General features: G+C 72.7%; 16 protein-coding genes. 10 read left to right on the plus strand and 6 right to left on the minus strand.

The window, feature by feature from the left end:
- The first annotated feature begins 102 nt into the window (after positions 1-102).
- Both HS99_RS01030 and HS99_RS01035 read left to right on the plus strand, forming a co-directional pair.
- The gene (locus HS99_RS01030) at positions 103-1,686 is read left to right on the plus strand and encodes a PP2C family protein-serine/threonine phosphatase (protein WP_078867350.1); all 1,584 of its coding nucleotides are present in this window, start codon (positions 103-105) and stop codon (positions 1,684-1,686) included.
- A gap of 92 nt (positions 1,687-1,778) precedes the next feature.
- Positions 1,779-2,000 carry a DUF6458 family protein gene (locus HS99_RS01035; protein WP_030284846.1) on the plus strand — a complete coding sequence of 74 codons (222 nt, stop codon included), beginning with the start codon at positions 1,779-1,781 and terminating at the stop codon, positions 1,998-2,000.
- Positions 2,001-2,202: 202 nt separating this feature from the next.
- On the opposite strand, the gene HS99_RS01040 is transcribed toward HS99_RS01035, so the two are convergent.
- Together HS99_RS01040 and HS99_RS01045 are read right to left on the minus strand one after the other, a co-directional pair.
- A complete protein-coding gene (locus HS99_RS01040; RefSeq protein ID WP_094742841.1) occupies positions 2,203-4,758 on the minus strand; it encodes a SpoIIE family protein phosphatase in 2,556 nt (851 codons plus the stop codon).
- 42 nt (positions 4,759-4,800) lie between these two features.
- Positions 4,801-8,256, minus strand: coding sequence for a HAMP domain-containing hybrid sensor histidine kinase/response regulator (locus HS99_RS01045; protein ID WP_050367010.1), 3,456 nt, complete (start codon positions 8,254-8,256; stop codon positions 4,801-4,803).
- 307 nt (positions 8,257-8,563) lie between these two features.
- Between HS99_RS01045 and HS99_RS01050 the strand changes: the two genes are divergently transcribed.
- The 7 genes from HS99_RS01050 to HS99_RS01080 all read left to right on the plus strand — a co-directional run bounded on the left by HS99_RS01050 (position 8,564) and on the right by HS99_RS01080 (position 15,305).
- Entirely contained in the window at positions 8,564-9,505 is a 942-nt protein-coding gene (locus tag HS99_RS01050) for an RNA polymerase sigma factor SigF (RefSeq protein ID WP_370863211.1), read from the plus strand.
- A 74-nt stretch (positions 9,506-9,579) separates the two neighbouring features.
- Positions 9,580-9,978 carry an STAS domain-containing protein gene (locus tag HS99_RS01055; protein WP_050367011.1) on the plus strand — a complete coding sequence of 133 codons (399 nt, stop codon included), beginning with the start codon at positions 9,580-9,582 and terminating at the stop codon, positions 9,976-9,978.
- Positions 9,979-10,114: 136 nt separating this feature from the next.
- A complete protein-coding gene (locus HS99_RS01060; RefSeq protein WP_030288919.1) occupies positions 10,115-10,594 on the plus strand; it encodes an ATP-binding protein in 480 nt (159 codons plus the stop codon).
- Between the two features lie 369 nt (positions 10,595-10,963).
- Positions 10,964-11,788 carry a 2,3,4,5-tetrahydropyridine-2,6-dicarboxylate N-succinyltransferase gene (locus HS99_RS01065; protein ID WP_198549626.1) on the plus strand — a complete coding sequence of 275 codons (825 nt, stop codon included), beginning with the start codon at positions 10,964-10,966 and terminating at the stop codon, positions 11,786-11,788.
- A gap of 49 nt (positions 11,789-11,837) precedes the next feature.
- Positions 11,838-13,124, plus strand: coding sequence for an acyl-CoA dehydrogenase family protein (locus tag HS99_RS01070; protein WP_050367012.1), 1,287 nt, complete (start codon positions 11,838-11,840; stop codon positions 13,122-13,124).
- Between the two features lie 48 nt (positions 13,125-13,172).
- A complete protein-coding gene (locus HS99_RS01075) occupies positions 13,173-14,720 on the plus strand; it encodes an AMP-binding protein (RefSeq protein WP_030555982.1) in 1,548 nt (515 codons plus the stop codon).
- A gap of 138 nt (positions 14,721-14,858) precedes the next feature.
- The gene (locus HS99_RS01080; protein WP_030288915.1) at positions 14,859-15,305 is read left to right on the plus strand and encodes a MarR family winged helix-turn-helix transcriptional regulator; all 447 of its coding nucleotides are present in this window, start codon (positions 14,859-14,861) and stop codon (positions 15,303-15,305) included.
- A gap of 190 nt (positions 15,306-15,495) precedes the next feature.
- Here HS99_RS01080 and HS99_RS01085 read toward each other — a convergent pair whose 3' ends face one another.
- The 3 genes from HS99_RS01085 to HS99_RS01095 all read right to left on the minus strand — a co-directional run bounded on the left by HS99_RS01085 (position 15,496) and on the right by HS99_RS01095 (position 17,094).
- On the minus strand, positions 15,496-15,666 hold the full coding sequence (locus tag HS99_RS01085; protein WP_030288914.1) for a hypothetical protein: 171 nt from the start codon (positions 15,664-15,666) through the stop codon (positions 15,496-15,498).
- Between the two features lie 102 nt (positions 15,667-15,768).
- Complete coding sequence (locus HS99_RS01090; protein ID WP_030288913.1) at positions 15,769-16,737, minus strand: LLM class F420-dependent oxidoreductase; 969 nt, start codon at positions 16,735-16,737, stop codon at positions 15,769-15,771.
- Positions 16,738-16,839: 102 nt separating this feature from the next.
- Positions 16,840-17,094: a DUF6479 family protein gene (locus tag HS99_RS01095; RefSeq protein WP_046386445.1), complete on the minus strand. Its 255-nt coding sequence runs from the start codon at positions 17,092-17,094 to the stop codon at positions 16,840-16,842.
- A gap of 420 nt (positions 17,095-17,514) precedes the next feature.
- Between HS99_RS01095 and HS99_RS01100 the strand changes: the two genes are divergently transcribed.
- The gene (locus tag HS99_RS01100) at positions 17,515-17,991 is read left to right on the plus strand and encodes a Dps family protein (protein WP_030288908.1); all 477 of its coding nucleotides are present in this window, start codon (positions 17,515-17,517) and stop codon (positions 17,989-17,991) included.
- A gap of 58 nt (positions 17,992-18,049) precedes the next feature.
- Here the strand turns inward: HS99_RS01100 and HS99_RS01105 are convergent, their stop codons facing one another.
- Entirely contained in the window at positions 18,050-18,526 is a 477-nt protein-coding gene (locus HS99_RS01105) for a flavin reductase family protein (RefSeq protein ID WP_030288906.1), read from the minus strand.

Genomic DNA, 18,526 nt, shown 5'->3' on the forward strand with positions numbered 1-18,526 from the left:
CAGGGGTACGGGGGCCGGGGCCGGCGAAGGGCGGCCGGTTGCCGACCTGCTGGCACTGACCCGATGGTCAGCGCCGGTCTCCCGACGTGGCATGCTCCTCGCATGACTGACCGCAACCGACCAGTGAAGCCGGGGCCGAGCGCCGACGGCGGTTCGACGGCAGCCGGTACTGCGCAGGAGCCCGTGGTCCAGGACGTTCTGGATGCCTCGCTGGGGTCGATGGCCCTGCTCGAACCGGTCCTCGGTGCGCACGACGAGGTGGTGGACTTCCGCTTCGCCGCGGTCTCGCCCCACGCGGTCGACATCGCCGGGCGCTGCGGCGCGGAACTGCTCGGGCGCAGCGTCCTGGAGACGTATCCCGGCGTAGCCGGAAGCGAGCTCTGGCACGGCTACCTCAGCGCGTACGCGACCGGCGTTCGTTACGAGGGCGAGCTGGACTACCAGGAGGTCGCCGCCGGCATCCCGCGGCTGTCCCGCTTCAAGGTGCGGGCGGTGCCCACCCGGCAAGGGCTGGTCGTCTCCTGGGCCCGCCTCGACACCCACGAGCGGAAGCAGCGCAGGCAGGCGCTGATCCAGCGACTGGGCAAGACCGGTTGGATGGACCACGACCTGGTCCGCGACGAGATCACCTGGTCGCAGGAGGTCTACGCGATCTTCGGCAGGGCCCGGTCACTGGGGCCGGTGGCACTGCACGACCTGTTCGTCCAGGCCCCGGCGGACGACCGCGACCAGCTGGAGGGCGAGCTCCTCCAGCTGGTCGGGCGGGGGGAGCGGATGGACCGCACCGTTCGCATCGTCCTTCCCGGAGGAGAGGTCCGACACGTGCGGGTCGTCGCCGAGGCGCAGACCGACGCGCACGGCGACCCGGTCGAGCTCCAGGTGCTGTTCCAGGACCTCACCGCCGCCAAGCAGTACGAGCAGCAGTTGCTGGAACACCAGGAGACGGTGCTCGCACACCAGGGCCTGCTGGCGGCCGAGCGGGACCTCGCCGCCCGGCTCCAGAACACGCTCCTCCCCGTGTCACAGCGGGTGCTCCACCTGGCCGGGCTCGTCATCGATGTCGCCTACCAGCCCGTTCAGGAAGGGCTGAACCTCGGCGGTGACTGGTACAGCGCCGTCGAACTGCCGGACGGCAGCGTCCTGCTGGTGGTCGGCGACGTCGCGGGCCACGGCCTCGACGCGGTGGCCACGATGGCCCTGCTGCGCTTCACGGCCAAGGGCATGGCCATCACCGGCACGCCCCTGCCGGAGATCCTCCACCGCCTCAACACGCTGCTGCTGCACGCCTCCGACCGGCCGTACAGCACCGCCACCATGATCATGGCGTGCTACCGGCCCGAGACCTCCCGGCTCACCTGGGTGCAGGCCGGCCACCTCCCGCCGCTGCTCGTCCGCCAGGGCGAGGCACGCTATCTGCCGCCCCCGGCGGGCATCCTGCTCGGAGCGACCGACACCCCCCGCTACGAGGAGTCAACGGTCGACCTGCTGCCCGGCGACGAACTCCTCCTCTACACCGACGGCTTGATCGAGAACCCGGGTGAGCCCCTCGACACTGCCCTGGCACGACTGGCTTCCGCCGTGCCGGAGCACCAGGGCGAGCTGCCGTTCCTCGACGGGCTCGTCCGGGCGCTGGTCGGACCGGCCGGCCGCCGCGACGACATCTGCGCTCTGCACGTTCGCCGCTGACACCCCGTGGCCGGGAACTTCGCCGCCGCCGACATTCAAATGCGGATTCCGGGAACCCGAGGAGCAGACCGACCGACGAGGAGTGAGACGGCATGGGTATCGGTGGCTGCATCGTATTGTTCGCCCTCGGCGCCATCATGGCCTTCGCGACCGACTGGCACGTGAACGGGGTCAACCTGCACCTGGTGGGCTGGATCCTCATGGCCGCCGGGCTTCTGGGATTGATCACCTATGTGAACGTGTTCCGCCGCCGACGCCTGGTCCGCAGCGTCGAGAGCGACGAACCGGTCGAGGAGCGCCGCTACTACGAGTAGGAGTCAGCCGGACTCCACGACATCTGACAGAGCCCGCGTACGGTCGGGACCCACGGTCGAGTGGGTCCCGAGCGTACGTCGGTGACCGGGTCCGCGGGCCCGGCGTGGGGGTGTCGGCCCACGCGGAGGAAGTCACGCCCCGAACCGGACCGACGCATGAGCGCCGTCCGGACGCGCCGGGCCGTTGCCGCGCGCCACCGGCTCAGTCGGCCGGCCGGCGGACCGCCACCCCGACCAGGCAGGTGTCGTCGTCGGTGTCGGCGCTGCTGTACTGCAGCAGGTGGTCCAGGTGCCCTTCGAGGCCGTTGGCTCCGACGGCCGCGTCACGGTGGGCCCGTTCGGCGAGCGCCGTCAGATTGGTCAGGGAGGCCTGGAGGGACTCGTCGCGGCGTTCGATCAGGCCGTCGGTGTACATCACCAGGGTGTCGCCGGTCTCCAGGACGACCTCGTCCTCCTCGTAGTCCGCCTGGTCCAGCGCGCCGAGCAGGATGCCGCCCACCTGCGGAAGGATGCTCGCCCGGCCGTCGCGCAGCAGGACCGGCGGCGGGTGGCCCGCGCGGGCCCAGCGCAGCCGGCGGGTCGCCGGTTCGTACAGCCCGCAGACCGCGGTGGCCGTGACGTTGTCGGTCAGGTGGTGGGTGACGCTGTTGAGCCAGCTGAGCAGTTGACCCGGTCCGGCGCCGGTGGCGGCCAGGCCGCGCAGCGCGTTGCGCAGCGCGACCATGCCGGTCGCGGCCTCGATGCCGTGTCCGGCGACGTCGCCGACGCACAGCAGGACGTCGCCGGTGGGCAGCTCGAGCGCGTCGTACCAGTCACCGCCCACCAGGTGGTCCTTCTCGGCCGGGCGGTAGCGCACGGCCACGTGCAGGTCGTGCAGGTCCAGCGGGCCCCGGGCGGGCGGCATGATGGCGTGCTGGAGCTGGAGGGCGAGGCGGCTGCGCTCGGCGGCCTGCTGCTCGCTCTGGGCCAGCTGGTCGCGGGTGGCGGCCAGCGCGACCTCCGTCCAGTGCTGGGCGGAGATGTCCTGGTAGGCGCCGCGCACCAGGCGCACCCCGCTGTGCGGATCGCGCACCGGCTCCGCCACGACGCGGATGTGCCGGGTGACGCCGTCGGGGCGCTGCAACCGGAAGGCGGTGGAGGCCGGCCGGCGGTGGTGCAGCAGGGTGCGCAGGAACCGGCCGATGGTGTGCAGGTCGTCCGGGTGGGCGTGCTCGGCCAGCTGGTCGATGGAGATCGGCTGAGCGGTGGGCGGCAGCCCGTGCAGCTCGAACAGGCTGTCGTTCCAGACGATCTGGCGCGTGCGCAGGTTCTCCTCGAAGCCGCCGATCCGGCCGAGGCGCTGCGCGTGCTGGAGCAGCCGGGCGACCCGCGGCGTGCCGTTGTCCAGCCGCCAGACGACGACCAGGTGGGGGCCGTGCCGGCTGATGCTCACCTGGGCCCGGGTGGTCAGCGGCACCCCGTCGACCAGGGCGGCGAGCCGCATGTCCGGGGTCCGGAACGGCTCTCCGGTGGCGAAGACGTGCTCGACCTTCTCGGCGAGGCCGCCCGGCTCGGCCGCGAGCGGGTACGCCTCCAGCAGCCGGGTGCCCACGATCGCGCCCGTGGGCCGCCCGGCGAAGTCGACGAAGGACGGGTTCACGTGCCGCACCAGGAACCGCGGCGGCACCTCGCCGTCCTCCGGCGCGACCCGGAGCACCAGGCAGGGGTCGAAGAGGCCGTCCGCCAGCTGCCGCAGCTCGTCGAACTGGCCGTCGGCCGAGTCGGCCGCGGGGAGCTCCCGCGGCTCCCAGGTCTCCAGGGTGGCGGCCGCCACCTCCGCGAGCGCCTCGAACTGCCGTTGCAGCGGCTGGGACTGCTCGGGCAGCGCCTCGCGCCAGCAGATCTCCAGGACGCCGATCAGCCGGCCGCCGACGCCGGCCGGCACGGCCAACCGCCCGCCGGGGACGTCGTGCTGGCCGATGGAGGGGAGCGAGGCGTCGGCGAGCACGTGGTAGCCGACGGCCGTACGTTCGTCCAGGGCCCGGCGGGCCGGCGTCGGCACGCCGGGCGGGACGTGGCGCCAGCGCCGGGCCTCCGCCGGCTGGAAGCCGGCGCTGCCCGCGAGGGACAGCGAGAGGTCGGGGTGGGCGGCCCAGATGGCCACCGCGGCCACGCCGAGCGGGCGCAGGGCGTGCTCCAGCATGGAGCGGGCCGCCGTCGCCGCGTCGCCGCCCGCGATCGTGTCCGCTTCGGCGCTGCGCAGCCGTAGCGGGACCGGATCCGCGCTCCTGGCCGCCGCACCGGCGCGCACCCGCGGCCGGGCGGCCGGGGGCGCCCCGTCGGTCCGGGCCGCCTCATCGGAGCGGCCCGAAGCGCCGGCGACGAACTCCCGGGCGAGCGCCGAGATCTGGTCCGCCGCGGCCTGGTTGAGCAGGTCGGCGGCCAGCGCCAGTGTCGTCACCCCCGCCTGTGCGGCGAGGCCCTCCAACTGCCGGGCGGCCTCGGTGGGGCCGCACCGCAGGCGCTCCACCAGCACGCCGACGGCCATCTCCAGCACGCCCCGCCCCGCCGAGTCCGCCTGCGCCTGGTCCAGCTCCCGGCGCAGGCGCTCCACCGTACTGGCGAGCCGGCCCACCGCCGTGGCCGTGCGGTCCGGCTCCTGGGCGGCGGCCGCCTCCGGACCGGCCGCGCCGCGCTGCGCCCCGACCCTGGCGGCGTCGACGGCCGGTCCGGCCGCGGACGGACGGCCCTTGGCGAGTTGCTCGTCGGGGTGCTGCACGGTGCTGGCTCCTGAGGTCTCGACTGCTGCTCCGGTCCGCGGTTACCGCGTGAGGTGGTGCGTGATCCGGCTGATCACCTCGTCGGCGTCGACCGGCTTGGTGATGTAGTCGCTCGCGCCCGCGGCCAGGCTCTTCTCCCGGTCGCCGATCATCGCCTTGGCGGTCACGGCGATGATCGGCAGACCCGCGTGCTCGGGCATCGCGCGGATGGCCGCAGTGGCCGTGTACCCGTCCATCTCGGGCATCATCACATCCATCAGGATGACATCGATGCCGGGGTGGACGGTGAGCGACTCCAGCGCGGCGCGCCCGTTCTCGGCCTGGAGGACCCGCATGCCGTGGAGCTCCAGGATGCTGGTGATCGCGTACAGGTTGCGGTCGTCGTCGTCGACCACGAGGGCCGTGCGGCCGGCGAGCGCCGGTTCGGCGTCGGGGCTCCAGGACGGCACCAGGTCCGCCCCGCGCCCCGGTGGGAGCGCCCCGCCGGGGCGGTCGGCGCTCATGTGCAGGGCGATCCGCCCGCGCAACTCGTCGAGGCTGGCGATCAGTTCCAGCGGCCGTTCGCCCGGCCGGGAGACGGAGCCCGCTCGCTCGCCGGTGACGCCCCGGTTGTTGTGCGCCAGCACGGGGACGGTGTGCAGGGCCGGGTCGCCCTCCATGTCGGCCAGGAGCGCGCCGGCCGTGCCGTCCGGCAGGTCGAGTTCCAGGACGACGCAGTGGCACGGCGCGGTGGCGAGTGCGGTGGCGGCATCCTGGGCGCCGACGGCGGTGACGATCTCGACCTGCCGGTGCCCGGCGGAGTAGCGGGCGAGGTCGGCGACGGCGTTCTCCGCGACGAGGGTCAGCAGGCCGTTGGGCCGGCCCTCGACGACGAGGAGCCGCCGGGGGCGTTCGGTGGTGGGGTGGTCGGCGGGATCGACGGGCTGCTCCGGGGCGGGCCCGGCGGCGGCGCCGGCCGGCGCCCCGGCCGCGGGCGGCAGTTCGCTCCCGGCGACCACGGAGTGCTCGACGGGGAGGTAGAGGGTGAAGACGGTGCCCCGGCCGAGGGTGCTCTCGACCGTGATGGCGCCGCCGAGCAGGAAGGCGATCTCACGGCTGATGGACAGCCCGAGGCCGGTGCCGCCGTACTTGCGGCTGGTGGTGCCGTCGGCCTGCTGGAAGGCGCCGAAGACGGTCTCCAGGTGCTGGGGCGCGATCCCGATGCCGGTGTCGGTCACGCGGAAGGCGAGCACCGGGCCGCCGCGCCGTACGCCGTCGGGCAGTTCCGCGTCGGTGGCGGGCTCGATGCGCAGCTCGACCCTGCCGTGCTCGGTGAACTTGACGGCGTTGGACAGCAGGTTGCGCAGCACCTGGCGCAAGCGGTAGTCGTCGGTGAGGAGTTCGCCGGGGACCCCGGGTGCCGTCCGTACGGCGAAGGCGAGGTTCTTCTGTCCGGTCAGCGGGCGGAAGGTGGCTTCGACGTAGTCGAGCAGGGCGTGCAGCGGCACCGCGTCGACGTTCAGGTCCATCTTGCCGGCCTCGACCTTGGACAGGTCGAGGATGTCGTTGATGAGCTGGAGCAGGTCGGAGCCGGCGGAGTGGATGATGCCGGCGTACTCGACCTGCTTGGCGGTCAGGTTCCTGGTGGGGTTCTGGGCGAGCAACTGGGCCAGGATGAGCAGGCTGTTGAGCGGCGTGCGCAGTTCGTGGCTCATGTTGGCCAGGAACTCCGACTTGTACTTCGAGGCCAGCGACAGCTGGTGGGCGCGCTCCTCCAGTTCCTGGCGGGCCTGCTCGATCTCCAGGTTCTTGGTCTCGATGTCGCGGTTCTGCGCGGCGAGCAGTTCCGCCTTGTCCTCCAACTCGGCGTTGGAGAACTGGAGTTCCTCCTGCCGGGCCTGGAGCTCCTCGGAGCGGGCCTGGAGTTCGGCGGCCAGCCGCTGGGACTCGCCGAGCAGCTCGTCGGTGCGGGCGTTGGCGATGATGGTGTTGACGTTGACGCCGATGGTCTCCATCAGCTGGTTGAGGAAGTCCCGGTGGACCTGGGTGAAGGGCTGGACGGAGGCCAGTTCGATGACGCCGAGGACCTGGTCCTCGACGACGATCGGCAGCACCAGCAGCGACAGCGAGTCGGTGCGGCCGAGACCGGAGGAGGCGGGGAGGTAGCCGGCCGGCAGGGCGTCGACGGCGATGGTCCGGCGACTGCGCGCGGCCTGGCCGACGAAGGACTCGCCCAGGCGGAAGCGGGTGGGGCGCTCGCCGTCGGGGAACGCGTAGGAGCCGACGAGTTGGAGCACCGTCCCTTCCGGGCTGTCCTCGGCGAGGTAGAAGGCGCCGCACTGCGCTTCGACCAGCGGGGCGAGTTCGTCCATGACGGACTCCGCGACCACTCCGAGGTCGCGCCGGCCCTGCATCAGTGCGGAGAAGCGGGCGAGGTTGGTCTTCAGCCAGTCCTGTTCCTCGTTGGCGCGGGTCGTCTCGCGCAGCGACTCCACCATGAAGTTGACGTTGTCCTTGAGGTCGGCGACCTCGCCGGAGGCGTCCACGGTGATCGAGCGTGTCAGGTCGCCGGCCGCGACGGCGCTGGTGACCTCGGCGATCGCCCGGACCTGCCGGGTCAGGTTGCCGGCCAGCTCGTTGACGTTCTCGGTCAGCCGCTTCCAGGTGCCGGAGACGCCCTCGACCTTGGCCTGGCCGCCGAGCCGGCCCTCGGTGCCGACCTCGCGGGCGACCCGGGTCACCTCGTCGGCGAACGAGGACAGCTGGTCGACCATCGTGTTGATGGTCTCCTTCAGTTCCAGGATCTCGCCCCGGGCGGTGACGGTGATCTTCTGCGACAGGTCGCCCTCGGCGACCGCGGTGGCCACCTGGGCGATCGCGCGGACCTGGCCGGTGAGGTTGCCGGCCATCGAGTTGACCGAGTCGGTGAGGTCGCGCCAGGTCCCCGAGACGCCGACGACGCGTGCCTGGCCGCCGAGGATGCCCTCGGTGCCGACCTCGCGGGCCACCCGGGTCACCTCCCCGGCGAACGAGGACAGCTGGTCGACCATCGTGTTGACGGTGTTCTTGAGCTCCAGGATCTCGCCCCGGGCGTCGACCTCGATCTTCTGGGTGAGGTCGCCGCGCGCCACCGCCGTGGTGACCTGGGCGATTCCGCGCACCTGCCAGGTCAGGTTGCCGGCCATCGCGTTGACCGAGTCGGTGAGGTCCGCCCAGGTGCCGGAGACCCCGGGGACCTGCGCCTGGCCGCCGAGCCGGCCCTCGGTGCCGACCTCCCGTGCAACGCGCGTCACCTCGGAGGTGAAGTGCGACAGCTGGTCGACCATGCCGTTGAACACCGAGGCGATCTCGCCCAGCAACCCGTGTGCGTCGTCGGGCAGTTTGGTGCTGAAGTCGCCGTCCCGGACGGCCGTGAGACCGGCCAGCAGTTGCCGTAGTTCGGGTTCGTTGCCCAGTGCTGCGTCCGGCCCGATCGCCGGGCGGTGCTGCGAGCCGTTGGACGTGGTCGGGCCAGCCATCGAACGTCGCCTCCGTAGAAGGCGGGGCCGGGGCCCGCCTTCGGTCGTGGGCATCACCGGTCCCGGCCGGGTGGGTCCGGTCGTCGGTCGGGTGCGGTGGGTGTCGTCACGGAGGCTACCTCAGCGTCCGCACCACCCGGAAACGGCTGCCACCAGCGTGGAGAGGCTCCGGGTGGCGGGGTACGGTGCGGAGAGGACTTCGCGAAATCTTCACGGTTTGCGGGTGCATCGATCTGCCGCACCGGGGTAGCAGGGCACCCGTCGTACCGTCAGGGAAAGGACTCGGATGCCCACGCCCACCGGTGAAATGCTCGCCCCCACGACCGCCCCGGGCGGGAGGACACGGGAGCCGCTCCAGGCCGCTCCGGCCCGGGCAGATCTGCCCGAAGTCGGTCTGCCCGAAGTCGGTCTGCCTGAAGTCGGTCTGCCTGAAGTCGGTCTGCCCGAAGTCGATCTGCCCCAGGGCGCGGACCTGCGGGAAATGGCCCCGGCCGACGCACGGGAACTCACCCGCGTCCTGCTGCGCCGCCTCAGCACGCTGGAGGAGGGCACGAGGGAGTACTCGTACGTCCGCAACACCCTGGTGGAGATGAACCTCTCACTCGTGAGGTTCGCGATCCGCCGCTTCAACTCGCACCGCGAACCGAAGGAGGACCTCCTCCAGGTCGGTGCGGTCGGCCTGGTCAAGGCCATCGACCGCTTCGACCCGGACCTCGGCGTGGAGTTCACCACCTTCGCCATGCCGACCGTCCTCGGTGAACTGCGGCGCCACTTCCGCGACACCACCTGGGCCGTGCACGTGCCCCGCCGGCTCCAGGAACTGCGCATCGTCCTCGCCAGGGCGCAGGAGAAGCTCGCGCACGACCTCGACCGCGCCCCCACTCCGGCCGAACTCGCCGAACACCTCTCGCTGCCCGTCGAGGAGGTCGTCGAGGGGCTGACCGCGGCCAACGGGCACACCGCGGGCTCGCTGGACCTCGGCGGCGCGGAGGACGAGGACGGCCCCGGCCCGCTGGCCGACCGCCTCGGGGAGGAGGACCAGCGCCTGTCCCGGGTCGAGGATCTGGTGGCGCTCAAGCCGCTGGTGGCCGCGCTGCCGGAGCGGGAGCGGCTGATCCTCTCCATGCGCTTCTGCGAGGACATGACGCAGTCCCAGATCGGCGCCCGCCTCGGGCTCTCCCAGATGCACGTCTCCCGGCTGCTGAGCCGCACGCTGCGGAAGCTGCGCGAAGGGCTGGACAGCGACTGACCGGCGCCGGGGGGCCGTGTTTGGCGCAGCGGTCCCGTCTACGTAAGGTCGGAAGGCACGGACATGGAGGGACGATGATGATGCCATCCGACAACGGCCGGGGCGAGGCCACCCTGGTGACCGCCCTACCCCGGCCCGGCCTCGAAGTGCGCAGTCGTGCCACGGAGACCGGGGCGGTGGTGTGCGCGCTCGCGGGCGACCTCGACATAGAGACGCTGGCCTCCGCCGCCGAGACGCTCACCGGGCTCGTCGCACAGCGCCCGTCCGCACTGGTCGTCGACCTGCGGGAGGTCGCCTTCTGCGACTCCTCCGGGCTGAACCTGCTGCTCAGGACGCGCATCGCGGCCGAGAAGGAGGGGCTGCACCTGCGGCTCGCGGCGGTGGCGCCGACGGTGCTGCGGGTGCTGGAACTGACCGGCGCCAGGACGGTTTTCACGATCCACGAGACGGTCGAGGAAGCCCTGAGCGTCTGACCGCCCGACCGCCCGGGCGTCGCCCGGCGTCGCCCGGGTGCGCCCGGCTTCCGGGCGGGGCCGGGCGGGAGGCATAATCCCGGAGCTGCCGGGAAACCGAGCTGCGACAGTCGTCGATACGGAAGGGTGCCCTTAGATGTCGATGAGCCGGGGGACCCTGGACGGCGATCCACGCCCGGGCGAGCTGGTGCTGCCCGTCGGGGGTCAGCGCAGACGGTTGCCCCTGGTCGGGCTGACCAAGCCGGTCGCCCGCGCCAGGGCCCACACCATCAGTGCGCTCGGCGACTGGTGTCCGTCGGGCCTGGGTCCCGGTGCCGCCGAAGGGATCGCCGAGGACGTCGTCCTGGTGGTCGCAGAACTCGTCGGCAACGCCATGCTGCACGGCGACGGTCCGCTGGAACTGGTCCTGGACATCACCCCGGCCCGCCTGCGGATCGAGGTCAGCGACCGCAGCTCGGAACTGCCCGCGCCCCGGCAGCCGCACCACCCCGCGCTGCCCGGCGGCCACGGCCTGTTCATCGTGCAGCGGATAGCGGACCGCTGGGGCGCCCAGCCCCACGCCCAGGGCAAGACCATCTGGGCCGAGTTCGACACCCGGCGCCTCCGGGGCGAGTGACCGGCCGCAGGGCTGACGACTCCGGGGCATCGGCCGGTCTCGCACCGTGCCGCGCTGTCTCTGGAACTCCAAGCGCCCCTTTAATGGTGCCAAAAATTTACTTTTCAACCCTAATATCAATGCCCTAGCTGCGATTTGATCTACGAATCCCAGGTGTGGAAGGCTGCCTTCGGCGCGCCGTTACCGACAGGTAACCCGGCGCGCCGTTGTCGCGTGGACGCCCAGGGGGAGCGCCGGCGTCACGCGACACGGTCGGAGACCGCACCTGGGGGCATCGCGTGCGGACCGCCCTCCGACCCGGAAGCCCGGAAGACCGGGAAAGCCCGGAAGACCTGGAAAGCGGGGAGCGCCATGGGCAATGGTGTCGATGTGACGAGTTTGCAGAGCGAGCTCGAGGACCTCTGGAAGCGACGGGACGAGGTTCCGCTGCAGTCCGCCGAGGCGGTGGCCGCCGTCGACGCGGCGATCGGCCTGCTGGACACCGGGCGCGTGCGGGTGGCCGAACTGCTGGACGGTGAGGTCGTGGTGCACGAGTGGCTGAAGAACGCGATCCTGCTGCTCTACAAGCAGGCCTCGCCGCAGCCGTCGCAGTTCGGCCCCTTCCGGTGCGCCGACAAGATCCCGCTGAAGAGCGCGATCGACGGCGTCCAGGTGTCACCGGGCGCGGTCATCCGGCGGGGCAGCTACCAGGAGCCCGGCGCCGTGGTGATGCCGAGCCACATCGGCATCGGCTCGTACGTCGGCGAGGGCACCCTGGTGGACTCCTGGGTGGGCATCGGCTCCTGCGCCCAGATCGGTCGCAACGTCCACCTGTCCGGGGGAGTCGGACTCGGCGGCATGATCGAACCCCCCATGGCCAGGCCGGTGGTGATCGAGGACGACGCCTTCATCGGCGCCCGCTCGATGGTCTACAGCGGCGCCCGGGTCGGTGAGGGCGCGCTGCTGGGCGCCGGAGCCCTGCTGACCGACACGATCCCGGTGATCGACGCCGCCACCGGCGAGGAGCTCAGTCGCGGCGAGGTGCCGCCGTGGACGGTCGCCGTCCCCGCCAGCCGCCCACGCGAGTTCGCCGGCGGCACCTTCGGACTGCCCTGCCTGCTGGTCATCAAGCACCTGAAGAAGGGCGAGCGCCACGACAAGGCCAAGCTCAACGACGCCGTGCGCACCCAGCCGCCCGCCACGCTCAGCCTCTGACGGACCCGGCTCGCACCTCCCCGACGCCCCTTCACGGAAAGACCACCCCATGCCCGCCACCGGCATCAGCCCGCTCCTGGACCGTCGCCCCGAACTATCCGGCCTCGCGGCCAAGTTGACGGCCTTTCTGGACACCCACCTGCCCGAACCCGTCTGTGAGGGCGGCCCCCGCCCCGACTGGCTCGCCCTGCGCGCCCGGGCCGCGGCCGCCGGGCTCACCGGCATCGACGTCACCTTCCCCGACGAGTTCGGCGACGGCTCCCAGGGCGAGCTCCCCGCCGAGTTCTCTGCCGAGCAGGGTGAGCCCGGTGAACCGCGCGGCCGCGTGGCCCAGGGGATGGCCATGTTCCTCGCCGGGCAGCGCGACTGCGACGCCCGGGAGATCTTCAGCACCGGACACGCCGCGATGCCGCTGCGCTACGGCTCGCCCGCGCTCGTCCGCCACACCCGCGAAAAGGTCGTCGGCGCGGGGGAGTTGGCGGGTATCGCGTCCAGCGAGCCGCACTCCGGCTCGGACCTGCGGGGCTTTCGCACCGTCCTGGTCGACCACGGTGACCACTTCACCCTCTCCGGGTCCAAGGGTTTGATCAGCCGGGTCGAGGAGGCCTACGGCTTCGTCGTCTTCTGCAAGCTGGTCGACCGCGCCGACGCCGGCCGCACCGATCTGCGCGACGTGCCGCTGTCCGCGGTGTGGGTGCCGGCCGACGCCGCCGGCGTGCTCACCGAGACCACCGACCCGATGGGGATGCGCGGCTGGAGCTTCGGCCACCTGCACTTCGTCGACACCCGCCTGGACAAGGACTTCCTGCTCGGTGAACCCGGCGACGGCCGTCGGATCTTCGACACGCACTTCTCCGCCTGGCGTCTGATGATGTCGCTGGTCTGCCTCGGTGCGGCCGCCGCGGCGATCCAGGAGTCCGCGGCCCGTACCCGCGCCCGCACCGTCGCCCGGATGCCGCTGGCCGCGATCCCGTCCGTCGCAGCCCGCCTGGGCACCGCCGCCGCCGAGGTCGAGGCCGCCACCGCCTGGTGCTTCGCGCTGCTGGAGCGCATCGACCAGGGCGAGACCGACGTCGCCGCCTGCTCCGCGGCCAAGGCCCTGGCCACCGACACCGCCTACCGCGCCGTCGACCTCGCCCTCCAACTGCACGGCAGCGAGGGCTACACCAAGCACACCCCGATGGAGAAGCGCCTGCGGGACATCCGTGGGCTGCGGATCGCCGACGGACCCAACGACACGCTCTACAGCGTGCTGGCGCACGCCCTGCTGGCCGAGGGTCACCAGGCCGGGGACCACCAGGCCGGAGACGCGCGACTCCTGGCGGCCCGGCGCTGACTTCCCGCCGCCCAGCACACCACCGAACCGAGGCGCAAGGAACCGCCCATGCCACCCACCTCGCCCTTCCGGACCGAAGTCGTCGACATCCTCGACGAGTTGGGTGCCGATCCCGACCGTCCCGCCCTGGTCCACCGGGGATGCACCACCACCGCCGGGGAACTGCGGGACCTCGTCCACCGACTGGCCCGCGCCCTGCGCGCCCGCGGCGTCGACCGCCACCACACGGTCACGCTGCTCACCGGCAACCGGCCCGAGGCCGTCGCCGCGCGCTACGCCGCCAACCTGGTCGGCTGCCGGACCAACCAGCTCTACACCAGGCTGCCGGCCGACACCCAGGCCGCCATGGTCCGGGACGTCGAGACGCACACCCTGATCGTCGACCCCGAACACGCCGCCCGCGCCGCCGAGATCGCCGCGCGTACGGACATCGAGGCCGTCCTCGTCCTCGGCCCCGCGCCCGGTGGCTCCACCGCGGAGGCCACCGACCTGCTGACCCTCGCCGCCGCCCAGAGCGCCGACCCGTTCACCAGCCGGGCCCGGCCCGGCGACGTCCGCACCATCCGCCACTCCGGCGGCACCACCGGTCACTCCAAGGGCATCTGCATCAGCTACGGCCAGGTCCGCCGTTTCGGCCCCGACCTGCCCACCGCCGACCCGGCAGGCCCGCCGCGCCTGCTGGTGTGCACCACCATCGCCCACGCCGCCGGCCAGATGACCGACAAGGTGCTGCGGGCCGGCGGCAGCGCGGTGCTCCTCGACGGGTTCGACCCGGCCGCCGTCCTGGCCGCCATCGAACAGGAACGCATCACCGACGTGTTCCTGATGCCCCCGCTGCTCTACCAGCTGCTGGACCACCCGCGATCCGGGCACACCGACACCACCAGCCTGCGCCGCCTCACCTACGGCGGCTGCCAGGCCTCACCGGCCCGTCTCACCGACGCGCTCCGCCGCTTCGGCCCGGTCCTCGTCCAGCTCTACGGACAGCACGAGGCGGGTATCGTCAGCGTCCTCGACACCGGCGACCACGATCCGGCCCGCCCGCACCTGCTGCGCTCGGTCGGCCGGATCGCCTCCGGCTACCGGGTCGCGATCCGCGACGAGCAGGGCCGCGACCTGCCCGCCGGCCGGCCCGGCGAGGTGTGCATCGCCTCGGACAGCCTGATGCAGGGCTACTGGAAGCAGCCGGAACTGACCGCAGCCACCCTCGAGGACGGCTGGCTGCACAGCGGCGACGTCGGATACCTGGACGACGAGGGCTACCTCTACATCGTCGACCGGCTGAAGGACCTGATCAACACCGGCGCCGGGCACGTCTACACCTCCGAGGTCGAGGACCTGCTCAACTCCCATCCCTCGGTGCACCAGAGCGCGGTCTTCGGCGCCCCCGACGCCAACCAGGTCGAACGCGTCCACGCCGTCGTCGTCCCCGTCCCCGGCACCCGCCCCGACCCGGAGGAGCTGCGCACCCTGGTCCGCACCCGCCGCGGCCCGCTGCACGAGCCCGCCCACATCGCCTTCCTCGCGGAACTGCCGCTCACCGACGCGGGAAAGCCCGACAAGAAGCTCCTGCGCCGCCAGGCGGCGGGCCGGTAGCGCGAACCGAGGTGCTCAGCGCTCCGGTGCCGACCGGCTCTCGTCACGGGACGTCGACGGCGGTGCGGCGCACGCGTGCTTGGGGCACGCACAGAACGGTACCGGAAAAGCGTGTCCGACGCACGCTAAAGTGGTGGGGTGACGAATCCGACGGGACATGAGATCGCCGAGGCCCTGGGGCTGCTGCTGCGACGCAGCACCCGTGCCGGCCTCCACGCCCAGCTGACCGAGGGCCTGGGCGAGGCGGTCGACGAGCTCACCTACCCGGTGCTCAGCGGCCTGGCGCGGACCGGTCCGTGCAGTGCCGCCGACCTCGGGCGTGAGGTGGGGCTCGACCGCACCACCGTGACCCGCCGCGCCGACCGGCTGGAGGAGGCCGGCCTGCTGCGGCGCGAGGCCGACCCCGGCGATCGGCGCGCGACGCTGCTCGTCCTGACCGATGCCGGGCAGGGCGTGGTGCGGACCACCCGGGAGCGGCTGGCGGCCCGCATCGAGGACTCGCTCGCCTCCTGGCCGGCGGCGGACGCGCGGGCCTTCGCCCGGCTGCTCCGGGTGTTCGTCGACGAGGGCCCCTTCCACGCCTGACCGCGGCGAGGGCGTCGGATGGACACGCCCGGGGCCTCGATCCCCAGGCGGCTCGGCGGAATTCGTCTTGCACGCCCATCATGCCGAACCCTCCCACAGTTGGACGGCACAGAACGCGGTGGGGCCGCCCGAACCGGGCGGCCCCACCGCGTTGTCGTGTGCCGGCCGGGCCGGCGGGTTGTCGGAGTGGTTACCAGCGGTACCAGCGGCCGCGTCCGCCTGCGGACGTCGTGCCACGTGCGACGAAGCCGAGCAGCCATACGACGAGCACGATGACGGCTGCCCACCAGAGCACCTTCAGCGCGAACCCGGCGCCGAACAGGATCAGGGCGAGCAGAAGGACAAGCAGGAGCGGGATCATGGATCGAACCTCCTCGACGTGGTGATGTGCCCGCCTTGTGCCCCGGAAGCGTGGAGACATGTACCGGTCGACGATCTTTGTCGGGATCGTCCTGGCGTTCCGTCAGAAGGCCTTGCGCAGCGCCGGCAGCAGGGTCTCCTCGGCCCAGTCCAGGAAGGCGGGCTGGCTGTCCCCACCCACCTGCACGAGGGCGACCTCGCCGAACCCGGCGTCGACGAAGGGCCGTACGGCCTCGACGAAGTCCTCGACCCGGTCGCCGCACGGGATCGCCTCGGCGACGTCCTCGGGGCGTACGAACCGGCTCGCCGCCGCGAACCCCGCGGTGCCCGGCAGTTCGGCGTTGACCTTCCAACCGCCGCCGAACCAGCGGAACTGCTCGTGGGCGCGGCGCACGGCCGCGTCCCGGTCGCGGTCCCAGCACACCGGCAGCTGGCCCACCGCGGGCTTGCCGGCGCCGCCGTGCTCCGCGAAGCCCGAGACCAGCCCCGGGTCGGGCTCGACGGCGATCGCCAGGTCGGCGAGACGCCCCGCCAGGGCGCACGAGACCGGGCCCGACACCGCCATCCCGATCGGTGGCGGCTGGTCCGGGAGGTCCCACAGTCGGGCGCCGACCACGTCGAAGTGCTTTCCGTGCCGGGTCACGTAGCCGCCCTCGAACAGCGCGCGGATGATCTCCACGGCCTCGGCGAACATCTCCAGCCGCACCGACGCCGCCGGCCAGCCCCGGCCCACCACGTGCTCGTTGAGGTTCTCACCGCTGCCGAGTCCCAGCCGGAAGCGCCCCTCGGACAGCAGCTGGAGCGTCGCCGCCTTCTGTGCCACCACCGCGGGGTGGTAGCGGAAGGTCGGGCACGTCACGTACGTCATCAGCGGGATGCGGGAGGTGGCCTGCGCGGCCGCCCCCAGCACCGCCCACGCGTACGGAGCGTGTCCCTGCTCGTCCAGCCACGGGAAGTAGTGGTCGGAGACCACCGAGAAGTCGAAGCCCGCCCGTTCGGCGCGCACCACGTCGCAGACCAGGTCCCGGGGGGCCCGCTGCTCGGTCATCATCGTGTATCCGATCTTCACCATGACCGGCGTCTGCCCCGCGGAGCGCGTCGTCCACCCCCGGAACCGGTCTTCGTTCGATCGCACGAACACCGGGCGGCGCGGGGGAGCCGGGGCCCCTCCGGCTCAGCGGCCGGGACGGCCGGGGCCGGTGGGCGGCTCCTCGTTCGCCCGGGGGCCCTCGCCGTCGGGGGTGCGCCAGGAGTCGGCGCGCTCGGCGGCGGCGCCCTCGGCGGGCCTCGGCGGCCGACGGCGCAGCAGGCGGTGGCTGCCCCAGGCGAAGGCGCCGATGAGCAGCACGGCGATGACCAGTGCGGGCACCAGGACGCCCGCCGCCGAGGGGCCGGCGGCCGCCGTGGTGGGGAGCGAGTGCATGATCAAGGTTCGCGTTCCTTTCCTGGGTTCGTCCGGTTGCCGTAGCCGTTGCACGCGCGGCACGGCGCGGCGGTCCCGGGGAGAGGGGGCAAGCCGGGCCGGGACCGCCGCCCGCGTCCGTCTACCCCGCCGTGTCGGGCGCATTCCCGCTCGGGTCGGGCGCGTTCCCCCGTCGTGAGCGCCGCACCGGGGGATCGAACGGCCCGCCGGCGGGGCGGGTGGTTTCCGCGACCGAAGAGGGGGAAGCCGTCGAACCGTACGCCGCCCGGCCGGTCGTTCGTGTTCGACCCGGACGCCTCGGGGTTCCGTCGGCCTGCCTCCGTGCGGGCACGGCTACCGGCGAGGCCCAACCGCCGGGCGGCGGGTAGCCAGCCATCACTCAACGGATGCCGGACGACGGCTCCTCGACCCGGAAGGAACACAGCGATGGGCATCGTCATCAGCAGCCCTCTGCCGGACAACGACCGCAGGACGACCGGGGAAGCGCTGCAGGGCGCCTTGGTCGACCTGCTGGACCTCTCCCTGGTGGCCAAGCAGGCGCACTGGAACCTCTACGGACCCCGGTTCCGCTCCGTCCACCTGCAGCTCGACGAAGTGGTCGCCACCGCGCGCAACTTCGCCGACGAGGTGGCCGAGCGCGCCGCCGCGATCGGAGTCAGTCCGGACGGCCGGGCCGCCACGGTCGCCGCCTCCAGCTGCCTGCCCGAGTTCCCCGAGGGCTGGACGGCCGACACGGCGGTGGTCGACCACCTGGTGAAGGCGTTCGGGGCCGTGATCGAGCGGATGCGGGACCGGATCGACGCGACCGAATCGGCGGACCCGGTCACCCAGGACCTGCTGATCGGACTCACGGCCGCGCTGGAGAAGCACAGTTGGATGTTCCAGGCGGAGAGCCGGGGCTGACGCCGACGGGCCGGGCACCAGCCCGGCCCGTCGGGGAAGCGGCGCCGTGGCAGCCGGGTCATGCCGGGTGCCCGGCGTCGATGTCCGCCACGTCGCGGAACGACAGTACGGGCGTGGCCGACCCCGGGGCGTGGACGTGGCGCGGCTCCAGCAGGAAGCCGGTGTGATCGCCCCAGTCCACCCGGTCCAGCACCCCGCCGACGAACCAGGCCGGCGCCGCGGCGAGGACCGGCACGCCCTCCGGTCCTCGCCGCCAGGCCGTGGCGGCGAACTTGTCGCACTCGTCGCCGGTCCGGCCGCCGAACAACTCGGCCAGCCGGTGGTCGGGCGGCAGCAGATGGACCCCGAGCGCGGGCGCGCGCAGCGCGACGGCGTGGGTGTGGTTCGCCTTCGACAGCCAGACCGTGAACCGCGCCGGATCGATCGAGCACTGCCCGGCGAACCCCACCAGGCAACCGGCGGGCTCCGGTGCGGCCGCGGTCACGACGTACACCGGATAGTCCAGCATCCCCGTGAACGCGTCGAAACCGGTCAT

The sequence above is a fragment of the Kitasatospora aureofaciens genome, assembly GCF_001188955.3.
Lineage (GTDB): Bacteria > Actinomycetota > Actinomycetes > Streptomycetales > Streptomycetaceae > Kitasatospora > Kitasatospora aureofaciens.